Raw genomic sequence first — 13,788 nt, 5'->3', positions numbered from 1 at the left:
TCCTAGTCATCGTGGTCCCGTCGGATACGGTTACCGTCCGCTATCACGCGCTGGATCCGATCATCGTCCCACTCGGGATGTCGCCGTCGAACAATCGCTTCCCGCTCTGCGTCGGACAGGACGGACACCGAGGACGACGACCGGACTGATGATGCCGAGCCATCGTGCGGGTCGGCGCGTCGGGAGCGGTTTCCGGGCAGTAGTCGCCGAGCGCGCGCCGCGACTGAGCGGGCGCGTCGCCCGGATGCCGCCGCGATCGCGGCGATGCCGCCGACCCCGAGCAGCAGCTGCAGCGGTCGGACGGCGCGTATCGTCAGGACCGCGGCGGCCAGCGGTGGGACGTCGGCGGTGTGCGAGACGTCCAGCAGGACACGGTCCGCATCGCCGTACAGTTCCCGGACGAATCGATCGTTATCCGGTCGGTCGCGCATCGCGTTGATCACGAGACTCGGATCGCCGACTGTGACGACTCGTCCGCGGCTGACGTTTTCTACGGTCGCGACCGGGTGCGTTCCGAGTTCGTCTTCCTGGTCAAGCTGGTCATCGTCCGCAGTGAGATAGGCGAGATCGCTCGTCGTGGCGAGTACCGTCGTATTCTCCGATCCTGGGTCGACCGCTGTCGCGTAATTGAGCGTCAGCTGGTCGACCCCGTCGGTCAGCGAGTGGTTCTCGACGCCGGTCGCGACCGGCATCGCCGGCCCCCCGTCGTTCTCGTACTCGTCGCGTAGCAGGCGTCCGTCCGTGCGGGCCGCCGCACCGACATCGGCCAGTAGCTTGTTCCCGTTCTCGCCGACGTTCTCGAGGACGACGAGCGTGCCGCCGTTCTCGACGAACGTCCTGATCCGCGCGGCCTCCGCATCGGTGTAGGAATCGTCCGGTGCGACGACGAACGCGACCGTCCCGTTGGCAGCGGATTCGTTCGAGAATGCCTCGTATCTGTCCGGATCACGGACGAGTTCGCTCTCGACGTCGGGATCGGCTTCGATCTCGTCGCGGAGGCCGGTCGCGCCGTCCCAGGCGGGATTGTGTGGACTGAATGCCGCAGTGGACGTCGCCGCGAGGACCCCAAGCGCGACGACGGTCGCCAGTGCGAGCGCGACCAGCAGGGCACGTGGCCAGACGATTCCCTCCTCGTCGACCGTTCCGGCGTGCCAGCTCACGGGATCACCGCCGGTGGGACCAACTCGAGAAGCCGGTGGACGACGAGCGCGGTGAACCCGACGAGACCAAGCAGCGTGAGCCACGTCAACCGTGATCGCCACGTCGGCGTCACGCTGACCGGTGCAGTGAGCTCGGTGACGACGAGCAGCCCGATTAGCGAACAGACGAAGAACAGTTCGGCGGAGAGCGAGCCGAGCACTGACAGGAGGAGTACCGTCGCTACCATCCAAGCGAGCTGTCCACGGATAAACCGCATCCGGCGCGGAGTCGCCATTCAGCCGTCCTTCGCTGTCAATATATCTAACTATGCGGTGAGTAACGAGAGATAGGGATCGGTTATTCCCATCAATGATATGAGCCTGTCAGTATGATACTCAACTATAGCGCGTCTCGTGCGGTGTTTTTGTGGTTATGGCATGAACAATAATTATATAATCATTGCCTTCGTTCAAAACCATCTGTCTCTGGAATACCTCCATCAAACGAGGCCCTGCTCGGGCCGTTCGACTGCCAAGATTATTACACACGTATGGTTGTAATCCATTCCGTCGCAGTCGATCGCCGCCGTTCAGCTGCGGCTACCGCGAGGATGGTCCGTTTGCGAGACCTATCCGACCCACTCGTGACCGCCGTGGCGGACGGCGTTGTGGGGTGTTACACCCATTTCCTCGAAAATCAGATACCCTCTCCGTGACCAGACGAAGTCGGCAACAGCCGCCATCCGCGACAGTCCCGTTTCGACGAGTGATTGTTTGTCGATTTCGAATGGTACCTGTTCTGGGAAGTACTACGAAACATATTCTATAAGATAGCTTCTCTCGAGGTCCATTATCGCTCGTTTCGTATCGGAGATAGACTGTTACCGAGAGAGGGAAGCCGGAACCTCGTCACCGGATAGACAGAAAATATACGTCTGCGATAGCGGTCGTTCGAGGACTCGTGGAGCAAAAGACACGCCGCCACGCTCACCGAACCCGCTATCAGTTGTCGGTGTCTGCTTGCAACTCTCGCAATCACAGCGCGGTTTCTTGGTGACGATCCCAATTCGATCCGTCGGATCAGTCGTTCGATGAGCCGATTTAGCTAGTCGAAATTATGGTCCCGGTGACAACTGGAGACGGACTCTGTCTTACTCCCAAATACTGTATGGATTTCCTGGCTACTCTGTGCCGGGATGCGATCCCACTCGGCGATAACTATCTGGAACTATAGTATTATTCAAGGCTGGTGGTTAGTATCTGAAAACTGGCTGCTCGATTTCACAAGCGCGATGTCACCTTGCATTGATGCAACACACGATACCGCCGAAATTGGCTCGAGCGTCACACTCCGTTGCGAGAAATCCCGCTGTCTCCGCGCGACCCACTGGGCCGACTCGAGCAGACCCGAAAACGATACGGCCCTCTTCTCCCTAGGGTAACCAATGAGTACCCTGTCGGGGAACTGGCGCGAGGCCATCGACGACGTGGACGCAGCGCTGATCGACGGCTATCAGAGCGGCTTCCCGATCGAAGAACGCCCATTCCGCCGCGTTGGTTCCGATCTCGGAATTGACGAATCAGAAGCGATCGACCGCGTCCGCGCCCTGCAGGAGGCCAGTATCGTCCGCCGGTTCGGTGCCGTCCTCAACCCGCCCGTGATCGGCTCGTCGACGCTCGCCGCAGTGCAGGCACCCGCGGACCGCTTCACGGAGGTCGCCGCGATCATCAACGACTACCGACAGGTCAACCACAACTACGCCCGCGATCACGAATGGAACATGTGGTTCGTCGTCACCGCCGGCTCGCAGGCCGCCCGCGACGACATTTTAGCCGAAATCGAGCACCGTACCGGCTGTGGCGTCCTGAATCTGCCGATGCTGACCGATTACTACATCGACCTCGAGTTCCCCGTCGTCAACGGCGATCGCTTCGCCCGCGAATCCCTTGAGGAGCGATTAGACTCCTCTGCGACTCGGATCAGCGAGGAAGCGGCGGGCGATCTCTCCGCGCTCGAGGCCGAACTCTTACTCGAAATTCAGGACGGGTTCCCGCTGTCGGCGACGCCGTACCGCGACATCGCGGGGGAAGTCGGCTACGCCGTCGAGGACGTGCTCGCGGCCGTCGAACGGCTGCTCGAGGGTGGCTATCTCAAGCGTATCGGCTGCGTGATCAACCACGTCGTGACGGGCTTTGACGCCAACTGCATGGTCGTCTGGGACGTGCCCGACGGTGAACTCGACGAGTGGGGCGAGCGAGCGGGTGGGCTGCCCTCCGTTACGCTCTGTTACAATCGGCCCCGCCGTCCCGAGCAGGAGTGGCCGTACAACCTGTTTACGATGATCCACGGCCGCGATTCGGAGGCCGTCGACGCGAAGATCGACGAACTCGCTGCCGACTATCTCCCCGTCGATCACGAACGGCTCTACTCGACCGAGACGCTGAAGCAGACCGGCGCGCGCTACGACGATCTGGTCGGCCGCTGAGTCGCCGTCTTGCTGCCTCACCCTCCTGTCTACCCATCAACCCGTCACCTTGTCGCCTCGCCGCCCCGTCGCCTCGCCGCCCGTCTGACCAGCGGACGGTTCGCCGATAGCAATGGCACGGTCTGACAGACAGTTATCAATTTCGGGCGGTATATCCGATGCCGTCGACTCAGACTGAGTATGGAACTCGTCGCCGAATACGAGATTATCTGCGAGTCGCTCCCGCTCGTCGAGGTGGCCGAGACGTTCCCCGAGGCGACGCTCGAAACCATGATCGGTCCCGATCAGGGCCGTCACCCACCGTTTATCACCACTGTGATCCACGACTCGCCCGAACGGGTCGAACAAGCCTTCGAGTCGGCAACGTTCGTGGGGGAGTACTCGCTGATCGACCGAACGGACCAGCGACGTCGGTACAAGATACTGCCGAGCGTCGGGATGGAGGACCAACTCGGAGAGGCGGTCGACGACCTCGCAGCGCTCCGCGCGCTGGCGCACACGGACTCGATCATCGATCGGATCCGGGTCACGCCGACCGGCTGGGTCCAGACCGGGAGATTTGCCGATATGGAGACACTGGACGACTTTCGCACCTTCTGGCAACGGAACGGTGCGTTCAGGCTCTGCAGACTTACTCGCGGGACCGACGCCGCGGCGACAGACGACGGACTGACCGACCCCCAGTTCGAGGCGGTCCGAATCGCCTACGAAATGGGATACTTTGAGATCCCGCGGACGGCGTCGCTCGAGGACGTCGCCGCCGAACTCGGGATCTCCGCGTCGTCACTCTCCGAGCGACTCCGGCGGGCACAGACCCACCTCGTCGAGACGACCATCGCCTCGAGCGATCGAGTGGGGCCAGGAGGGCGAACGCCGCTGTGACCCTTTGAAGGTAGTGGTAGTGTGGAGACGATCCGCGGGCTAGTATGGTGCCCGGCCGTCGGAAATCGACGCGAGAGCGGCGTGGGCCGTTGCTACCGGACCTCGGCTTTCCAGGCGCTCTCGAGCAGTTTGCCGGCGATCGCACCCAGCACCAGTGCGAAGAGCGCGAGCACCGCTGCCGCGGGCGCGACGGTGTTCCAGAGCCCCCCGAACGCGGTCACGTCGACGACCGTCGTCACGTCCGCTCCGAGCACGAGGGCTCGAACCCCGTCGACGCCGTAGGTGACGGGGTTGACAACTGCGACAGTCCGGATCCAGTCCGGCAGGACAGTCAGCGGCAGGAAGGCGCTCGAGCAAAACAGGAGCGGAAACGTCAGCAGGTTCGCGATCATTATCGTCGCCTCCTCATCGCGCGTGACAAGCGCGACGATGTTCGAGAACGCCACAAAGACGAGGCTGAAGAGCACGGTGATCCCGATGATCCCGACGATACCCGCCAGTCCGGTCGCCAGGTACGCACTGCCAGCGGCCCCGCCGGAGGAGCGAAGCATGAGAGCGCCCAGTACCAGAATGACGACGGTCTGGACGGCGACGCGGAGCAGTTCCGAGAGCACCTTCCCGAGGAGCATCGCGCCCCGGTCGATCGGTGACACGAGAGTCTTGTCGAACATCCCCGTTTCCATGTCTTTGACCAGCCCGATGCCGGAGACCGCCGCCGCGGCAAGTGCGGACTGAATCACGATAGCCGGCGTGAGAAACGCGACGTAGTGGACGCCGTCGCCGTAGGCGTCAGCGAGCGCGCCCTCCGCGACGGCTCCGAAGACCGACGCCATCAACACAAAGAGGACGACGGGCTGGACGAGCGAGGAGAACGTTACGAACGGGCTCCGCGACGTTTTGACGAGCCACCGCTTGAGGGAGACCAGCGTATCGGCGACGAAACCGTTCCCCGCGGCCCTCCGTCCCTCGTCGCGGGAGACCCCCGCCGACGGTTCGGGTCCCGAACTCATCGCGATCCCTCCCGTTTTGCGGCCGCGGACGCCCAGCGCGGTCCGTCGCCCGACTCGGAGCGGTCGGGGCGGTCGCCGGTCAGCGAGAGGAAGACGTCGTCCAGCGTCGGCGATCGGACGTCGAACCCGGTCACGCGAATCCCCGCCTCGGAGAGCGCGACGAACAGGTCGTGGGCGCTCCGACGAGCGGTCGCCGCCGTGACGGTGAGCCCGTTCTCTGTCGTCTCGATCGCCACGGGATCGACCGCATCCGACTCACGCACGACGCGCTTCGCCCGTGCGATCCGGTGATCGACGTCGTCGGCAAACTGCAGGGCCAACACGTCACCGCCGACGCGGGACTTGAGCGCGGCCGGCGTATCGGTCGCAACAACCTCGCCATCCCGGAGCAGGGCGAGCCGATCACAGCGGCGATCGGCCTCGTCGAGGTACTGCGTCGTAAGAAAGATGGTGCTCCCGCGCTCGAGGAGTCCCTCGAGATGGTCCCACAGCCGCAGTCGCGCCTCCGGATCGAGGCCCACGGTCGGTTCGTCGAGGAACACTACGGACGGTCGATGGACCAGTGCCGTGGCCGCGTCCAATCGCTTCTGCATGCCGCCGGAGAAGTTCGCCGCCCGCGTGTCGGCGACGTCCCCGAGGCCGACGATCTCGAGTAGTTCCGCGATGCGGTCCGCTCGGTCGGCCTTCGGGACGCCGTACAGTTCACAGGCGAACCGGACGTTCTCGCGGGCGGTCAGTTCCTCGTCGACGCTGGTCTCCTGCGCCATGTAGCCAATCGATTCGCGGACCGCCTGCGGATCGGTTCGAACGTCGTAGCCGTTGACGGAGACGGCTCCCTCGGTGGGATATAGCAACGTGACGAGCGTCCGTATCGTGGTCGTCTTTCCCGCCCCGTTCGGACCCACGAACCCGAAACACTCGCCCGGTTGGACGCTGAGCGACACGCCGCGAACGGCTTTGGTTCCGTCAGCGTACGTGACGTGAACGTTCTCGGCGTCGATAGCGAGCGACGCGTCGATTTGCCCTGACTGTTCCGAACTCGGTGCGGTCTCGGTCATCGAGTTTCGAGTCGACATAGCGGACTCGAAGAAAGGGCGGTGACTCGGGTAGCCGCTTCTCTCAGCTATGTGGCGTTTGAAAAGGGTCGCGCTCGAGTCCGCGAAACACGCCTCATCCCTCGCCTGTTCTCAACTTGAACACCGTCAAAACGCGAACACCGTCTAAACGCCACTTGGTCGCTCACTCGAGCGTCCGCCATGAGTTCGTGAGCCGTCGATTCCACTCCAGAACATGCTACCCCGGCTGTCGAATGAAATGCGATACCGATACGAATCCGTGAGCCAGACCAGTTGTCGAATGAATCGTCTCGAAGCCGAGTATCGAGTGTGGACAGGTCCTGATACCCCACGTATCGAGTGAACTCGTCTGCGGACTACCACCCCAGGTGTCGAATGTAAGTGTGCTAAATCAGGGGATAGACGCCCTATAACCTAACTATACGAATAGGAACACCCCAACTGTCGAGTGAAATGTGATAGCGAGACACGTCCCTCGAGAGAGCGCCGTCTGAATTGTCTTCCACCCCAGGTGTCGAGTGAAATCACCTGCCAAACCCATCTACTATCTACCATCTACTATCTATCTAGCCACCCCGGATGTCGAGTGAATTTCTCCTAGTTACGTTCGATTGAGTTCCGAAAAGCGATTATCGTCGTGAATAACGGCCTGTACGACGGACGGATCCTCCAATAGGTAGTAGTAATTCGTCACGCCGCTACTGTACCCGCGTCCGACTCGTTCAGTCCGTCCGAGAATATCGAGAAACACCTGTTCGTCGAGTTTATCGCTCATTCGGCGCTGAGAGAGCGTTTCGATTCCGAGAGCGCTATCTGAAGTGATAGTCTGGTACATCTCGTAAACCTCGCGAGTCGCAAATTCTTCCCGGTCGCTGTGTTGCTCCGCGAGTAGTGACAGCGCGTATACGGACGCCTTGATTTGCGTTGGTTGCCCTTCGAGGAGCTGGGAGAATCGGTCGATATCGGCTCTCTCTCGAGCATTGCGTACGTGATCTTCAGTTACTTCCTCGGCGTCTTCGTCCTTTGCCAGTTCGCCGGCGTTTCGGAGAATATCTAATGCCTTCCTCGCATCGCCGTGCTCTTGTGCAGCGAACGCGGCACTCAGTGGGATGACGTCGTCTAAAAGGACGCCGTCTCTGAAGGCATCCTCTCGATTCGACATGATCTCGCGGAGTTGATTCGCATCGTATGGTGGGAACACGAATTCACGGTCCTGCAGACTACTAAGGATTCGCTCATCGAGCGATTCCTTGAACGAGATTTTGTTGCTGATCGCGATAATCCCCACATTACAGGAGTCCAGTTTTCCGGCCTCCCCTGCGCGAGACAGTTGCATGAGGATCTCGCTATCTTGGAGTTTGTCGATTTCGTCGAGAATGATGATCGCGACATCGTAGCGTTGATCGAGAATCGACCAAAAGCGCTCGTAATAGACGTCAGTCGATAATCCAGTGACAGGGATACTGATGCCCGTTTCCTCCGGATCGTTCAGCGTTTGAGCCAGATTAATCACGACGCGTGTTTCGGTCTTCGTCTGTGTACAGTCGATGTACGCTCTCCCCAGCTCCGTCCCGTTTTCGACCGAATACTGCTGGGCACTTCTGGTGACGTGTTTCGCGACAAGCGATTTGCCGGTTCCCGTTTTTCCATAAATGAGTGTATTTCGAGGAGACTGGCCTTTCACTGCGGGATGAATGCTCGAGGCAACATTCTTGATTTCACTGTCTCTGCCGATAATTCGATCCTCGTTCGGAACGAGGTCGATATCGAGGAGTTCCTTGCGGCTGAATATCGGGTCTTCCGTTGCCCAGAAGTCCTCGAGAGACTCGTTTTCGCTACCGGTGCCGTCTTCCATACCCGTCACGTACCGATGGGGGTTATATATAGACTAGTGATTGAGAGACACCAGTTGTCGGATGTAGAGTGCATAAATCAGCGCAACGAGGGCTTTTACGCACAATATAACACACAGACTGGTTTCCTCGTGTCGAGTGAAATTGGATTGTGACATAGCTGTGGGGTTCTGCGCGCTTATCCAGTCGTCACACGAGAACGCCTCGTGAGAACGCGGTGAAAGAGATACCCACACCCCGGGTGTCGAGTGTAGATTGCCGAAAACTACCGTAAAAACGCTAAACGGCGCTTCTAGAAATCCACACCCTCTTATCTCACCTTCAATATTTATGGAGTACGGATACTGTTTCTAACTATCAGTTATAAATCTTCCCCATCTAATTCATGTCATTTGATGCTAACCGATCAATCGATATCCGAGCGATTCCTAAATCTGCCAGATAGTGCCTCTCTCATAGCCTTTCGTCCATCTACACTCGACGCCCGGGGTGTGGGTGTATTGTTGTATTCTCGATAGATAGTGCAAAACCGACAGCAAGAAAGTGAGGCCAACAGCAACAACCCAAGACCGACAGCAACAAACGATCGTCTTCAGCAGATATTGCTCCCGAGTCGTGATTACTCGAGCGCCTCGGCCACGACTTCGATCGGCGTCGGTGGCTCCTCGGACACGTTGGGCCTGTTCTCGAGTTGCGTGCGACAGGAGGCTCCGGGGGCGACGACGCGCTCGCCGCCGCTGTCGTCGACCTGGTCGTACAGGATCGAGGCGATGGCGTCGCTCATCGAGGCGTGTTCGGACTCGTAGCCGAAACTGCCGGCCATGCCACAGCAGCCCGAATCGAGCGGGTCGACGGCGTAGCCGGCCCGCCGGAGGACCCCGACTGCGTGGTGGTCCTTCGCGACTGATTTCTGATGACAGTGGCCATGGTAGACAAGCTCATGCGTCACCGCATTCGCGCCGAACGTAATCTCCTCATCCAACCGGAAGCTGTCGATGTACTCGCAGACGCCGTAGGTTGCGTCGGCGAGCGTTTCGGCCGCATCCGAGGAGAGCAGATCGAGGTAATCGCTCTGGAACATGACCGCGTCGGAGGGCTCGATGACAACTACGTCCCAACCGTCGGCGACCCGCGGCGCGAGTGCGTTGACGTTCTCACGGGCCGCGTCTCCCGCCTTCTCGAGAAACCCCTTCGAGAACGCCGGTCGGCCCGTGTCGCCGAGTTCGTCGGGGACGGCGACGTGGACGCCGGCGGCCTCGAGCACGCGGACGGCCGCCTTTCCGGCCTCGGGGTGGCTGTAGTTAGTGTAGGTGTCAGGATAGAGGACGACCTTCCGGGTGGCATCAGCCTCCCTGACGCGAGCGCCGCCTCGCTCGTGGAACCAATCCCGAAACGTCTTCGCGTGAAACGTCGGCAGCGGCCGGTCGGCATCGATCCCGAGGGTAACCTCGAGTGCCTTGCGCGCGCCCGGCAGCTTCGGCAGGGCGTTCGACAGCGGGGCGAACTGACTCCCCAACTTCGAGAGGGTCGCGACGTTGGCGAAGAGCCGATCTCGGAGCGTCGCGCCGTTGCGCTGGTGGTACTCGTGGGTGACTTCGGCCTTGAGCTTCGCCATGTCGACCTCGCTGGGGCAGTCGATGGCACAGCCCTTGCAGCCGATACAGAGCCCCATCACCTCCTCGACGAACTCGTCGGAGACGGCCTCGTCCGGATCGAGATCACCGCTCATGGCCTGCCGGAGCGCGTTCGCCCGGCCCCGGGTCGCCGTGATCTCCTCTTGGCTCGCTCGGTAGGTCGGACACATCACGCCGCCCGTGGTCTCTTGCTCGCCGCGACAGCCCCCACAGCCGTGACAGAGCTCGACCATGCCCTGCATGCCGTTATCGTTGTTCCATTCGAGTTTGGGTTCGAACCCCGTCTCGAACTCGTAGTCGGGGTCGAACCGCAGGTGCTCCCGCAGATCAGTTGGATCACCGTCACGGGTTTTCCGTGACGAGCCTCCGCTCGCGCTGCTCGCGGAGACGTCTTCGCGGAAGACGACCTGCCCCGGGTTCAGAATCCAGTCGGGGTCAAACGCCGTCTTGAGGTCCTGAAAGGTCTCCCAGAGCTCGTCGCCGTAGAGTTTGTGATTCCACTGGGTTCGGGCGCGGCCGTCGCCGTGTTCGCCGGAGACCGACCCCTCTAACTCGACCACGAGATCCGTCACGTCGTCTGCGATGCCGTGGAGTTGCTCGAGGCCCACCTCGGTCTTCGTGTTCACGAGCGGCCGGACGTGGAGGACGCCGGGGCCGGCGTGAGCGTAGAAACTGGCGTAGGTGTCGTGTTTCTCGAGGATCTCTTCGAAGCCCTCGACGAATTCGGGGAGCCGCGCTGGCGGGATCGCGGTGTCCTCGATGAAGGAGATGTGCTTCTCGTCGGTCGTCCGCGAGAGCAAGATTGGCAGGCCGGACTTGCGGAGCTTCCAGAGCTTCGCGCGCTCGGTGTCGTCGTAGGCCTCGAGGGCCTCGATCGCGAGCGTCTCGGCGTCACTGCTCGGGGCACCGTCGGTCGGCTCCGCCGCGGGCGTCGCCGACGGCACGCGGTCGGCCAGGAGCCCGGCGACCTGCTCTTTGCCGTGGTCGGCGTCCTCGGCATAGAATTCCACGAGGAGGACGGCGTTCGTCCCCTCGGGGAGCATCTCGGTAACGGGACCGAACTCCGCAGTATCGCTGGCGAGATCGATCAACACGTCGTCGAGGACCTCGACCGCCGCGGGGTCGTGTTCGAGGATCGGGACGACATCCCGCATCGCCTCGTGGAGGTCGGGATAGCAGAGTAGGGACACCGCTTTCGTCTCGGGCACCGGCTCGAGCGAGATGGTGGCCTCGGTGACGATCGCCAGGGTGCCCTCGCTGCCGGCCAGCAGGCGCGCGAGGTTGACCGTTCCGGGCTCGCCGGTCTCCTCGCCGCCTGGTAGTTCGTTCCCGCGGGCCTCGGCGACGAGTCGGTCGAGGTTGTATCCGGAAACGTTGCGCTTGAGATCGGGATACGTTTCTTCGATGCGATCCGCATCCGCTTCGAGGATGTGCTCGACTTCGGCGTAGATTCGGCCCTCGAGGTCGCCATCAGGATCGGCCTGCTCGCCGATCTCCGCGACGGTGACCTCGCCGAACCGGGTGACGGTGCCGTCGGCGAGGACGGCTTCGACCTCCTCGATGTAGGCGTCGGTCTTACCGTACTTCAGGGAGTGCGAGCCGGTCGAGTTGTTCCCGATTGCGCCGCCGATGGCGCTCTTGTCGCCCCACGCCGGGTCAGGTGCGAACTTGAGATCATGGGGTGCGAGAGCCTCGTTCAGCGTCCCAAGGATCGTTCCGGGTTGGGCAGTCGCACTGCGGCCGTCCGGATCGATCTCGAGGATCTCGTTCATGTGGCGGGTAAAATCCAGCACGACGGCCCGGTTAACCGTCTGGCCGGCAAGGCTCGTCCCGCCACCGCGCGGGAGGACGGGAATCTGCCGTTCCGCGCAGTACTCGAGGATTCCCGCCACATCGGCCGTCGACTGGGGGAAGGCGACGGCGATCGGCGTCATCTCGTAGGCACTCGCGTCGGTCGCGTACAGTTCGCGGGAGTAGGAGTCGGCACGGACCTCGCAGTCGACGATCGTCTCAAGGTCCGCGACCAGGGCCGGGCGATCGACGTCGTCGCTTCGATAGTCGTAGTTCGCTCGCCGGTCGGCGGCCGGGTCGGCGCTCGGCTCCAGGGACATACGTCACCCTTGCTCAGGGGCGGCTAAAATACCCGCATTCAGACAATCCGGCGACACCCCGACCCCTAATGCCGGTTCCGTCCTATCTAGTCGACGGGTCCGATCACCGCTCGAGGGGGAGTGGTAGTGACCGGGTGGCGGATCTCGAACCACCCGGCTGGCACGTGGGCGTTCCGATACTGGGGTGGTGACCGAATCTGAAAGTGGCCCCGTCGAATCTGAAAGTGGCCCCGTCGAATCCGAAAGTAGCCCCGTCAGTTTTCCACGTGCGCCCCCGGGGCCGCCGCCCGAGTCGTCGGGCGGTATTCTCTCGTATCAGTGGCAGCGAAACAAACGGCTCGCCTAACGAGTTGGGTATCGGTCTCCGAACCGGTCCTGTCTCGTGGATCGAAGCGGACGATGGCGGCCCCTACGTGTCGTCGCCCCATTCGCCGCTCATGCCGACGCGCTCGCCATCCGCCCAGACGTAGTAGCCCTCGCCGGTCTTCTTGCCGAGGTTGCCCGCCCGGACCTTCCGGCGCAGGGACTGGGGCGGCTTGAACCGCTCGCCGAGCTCTTCCCGGAGGTGTTCCGCGATGTGCAGGCGCACGTCCAGCCCGACGTGGTCGGTCAGCTCGAGGGGCCCCATCGGATGGCCGTAACCGATTTCCATCCCCTCGTCGATGTCGGCCGGACTGGCGACGCCCTGCTCGACCATCCGGATCGCCTCGAGGCCCAGTGCCAGCCCGAGCCGCGACGTGGCGAAACCGGCCGTGTCCCGAACGACGACGTCCTCCTTCTCGATCCCCTGGACGTAGTCGACGGCGAACGCCTCGGTGCGCTCGTCGGTCTGCTCAGCGATGACGATCTCAACAAGGTCCATGATGTGGGGCGGGTTGAAGAAGTGGAGGCCAACGGCGCGTTCGGGGTGCTCGAGCGCGCTGGCCATCTCGGTCACCGACAGCGAGGAGGTGTTCGAGGCGATGACCGTGTCCTCGCTCGCCGCGTCCTCGATGTCCGAGAACACGTCCTGTTTGAGATCCATGTCCTCGGGCACCGCTTCGACGACGAGGTCGGCGTCCTCGACCGCCGCCTCGAGGTCCGTCGTCCCCTCGATGCGCTCGAGGGTCGCTTCCATCTCGCCTTCGGTGAGCTTGTCCCGGTCGACGCCGCCCTGGAGGTTGGTTCGGATCCCCTCGAGACCATCCTCGACGAAGTCCTCCTCGATGTCCCGGAGAACCACGTCGTGGCCCGCCATTGCGGAGACCTGTGCGATTCCGTGTCCCATACTACCGGCTCCGAGGACTGCGATTTGCATGTGCGAAGCCTCTGCGGAAACGATCAAAAGCGTTCCCTTTCGAACAAACCGCGCTCGTACAGTATCGGATCAGAATCGCTACGATCTACTGTGTCTTCCGGTGGACGAGGACTACAGCGACGGAGGGAGCGAGGACCGCAGTCGGGCGGTGAGGACGTGTAAATCCCTCGTTGCCAGTGTGAGCAGACGACCCGAAATGCGTTTCTCATACACAGAAAGCCCCGAGAGCCCCTTTCAGTCCCGCCCGACACGGCACCACGTCCTCCCCAGCCGACTCGCACGGCTTCGGACCGCGGCTCA

The 13,788-nt window shown here is 62.0% G+C and carries 9 protein-coding genes; 2 read left to right on the top strand and 7 right to left on the bottom strand.

All coding sequences use genetic code 11. The features are described from left to right. Nucleotides 1–2 precede the first annotated feature (2 nt). Together K6I40_RS17170 and K6I40_RS17165 are read right to left on the bottom strand one after the other, a co-directional pair. Nucleotides 3–1,160, bottom strand: a complete 1,158-nt coding sequence (locus K6I40_RS17170) for a DUF4350 domain-containing protein (RefSeq protein ID WP_222920202.1) — start codon at nt 1,158–1,160, stop codon at nt 3–5. Then, entirely contained in the window at nt 1,157–1,435 is a 279-nt protein-coding gene (locus K6I40_RS17165; RefSeq protein ID WP_222920201.1) for a hypothetical protein, read from the bottom strand. Before K6I40_RS17165 ends, K6I40_RS17170 begins: the two co-directional genes overlap by 4 nt. A gap of 1,149 nt (nt 1,436–2,584) precedes the next feature. Between K6I40_RS17165 and K6I40_RS17160 the strand changes: the two genes are divergently transcribed. Further along, nucleotides 2,585–3,625 carry an Lrp/AsnC family transcriptional regulator gene (locus K6I40_RS17160; RefSeq protein WP_222920200.1) on the top strand — a complete coding sequence of 347 codons (1,041 nt, stop codon included), beginning with the start codon at nt 2,585–2,587 and terminating at the stop codon, nt 3,623–3,625. 180 nt (nt 3,626–3,805) lie between these two features. Beyond that, nucleotides 3,806–4,507, top strand: a complete 702-nt coding sequence (locus K6I40_RS17155) for a helix-turn-helix domain-containing protein (RefSeq protein WP_222920199.1) — start codon at nt 3,806–3,808, stop codon at nt 4,505–4,507. Between the two features lie 92 nt (nt 4,508–4,599). Here K6I40_RS17155 and K6I40_RS17150 read toward each other — a convergent pair whose 3' ends face one another. The 5 genes from K6I40_RS17150 to K6I40_RS17130 all read right to left on the bottom strand — a co-directional run bounded on the left by K6I40_RS17150 (nt 4,600) and on the right by K6I40_RS17130 (nt 13,488). After that, on the bottom strand, nt 4,600–5,517 hold the full coding sequence (locus K6I40_RS17150; protein WP_222920198.1) for an ABC transporter permease: 918 nt from the start codon (nt 5,515–5,517) through the stop codon (nt 4,600–4,602). After that, entirely contained in the window at nt 5,514–6,575 is a 1,062-nt protein-coding gene (locus K6I40_RS17145) for an ABC transporter ATP-binding protein (RefSeq protein WP_222920395.1), read from the bottom strand. Before K6I40_RS17145 ends, K6I40_RS17150 begins: the two co-directional genes overlap by 4 nt. A 619-nt stretch (nt 6,576–7,194) precedes the next feature. After that, a complete protein-coding gene (locus K6I40_RS17140; RefSeq protein ID WP_222920197.1) occupies nt 7,195–8,448 on the bottom strand; it encodes an orc1/cdc6 family replication initiation protein in 1,254 nt (417 codons plus the stop codon). Between the two features lie 617 nt (nt 8,449–9,065). Then, nucleotides 9,066–12,191, bottom strand: a complete 3,126-nt coding sequence (locus K6I40_RS17135; RefSeq protein WP_222920196.1) for an FAD-binding and (Fe-S)-binding domain-containing protein — start codon at nt 12,189–12,191, stop codon at nt 9,066–9,068. 409 nt (nt 12,192–12,600) lie between these two features. Continuing rightward, nucleotides 12,601–13,488 (bottom strand): 3-hydroxyacyl-CoA dehydrogenase family protein, encoded by an 888-nt coding sequence (locus K6I40_RS17130; RefSeq protein ID WP_222920195.1) that lies wholly within the window; start codon nt 13,486–13,488, stop codon nt 12,601–12,603. Nucleotides 13,489–13,788 lie beyond the last annotated feature (300 nt).

Source organism: Natrinema sp. SYSU A 869, assembly GCF_019879105.1.
In the GTDB taxonomy this organism is placed as follows: Archaea; Halobacteriota; Halobacteria; order Halobacteriales; family Natrialbaceae; genus Natrinema.
The sequence above is the reverse complement of the archived record's forward strand: the minus strand, read 5'-3'. Positions and strand labels throughout refer to the sequence as shown.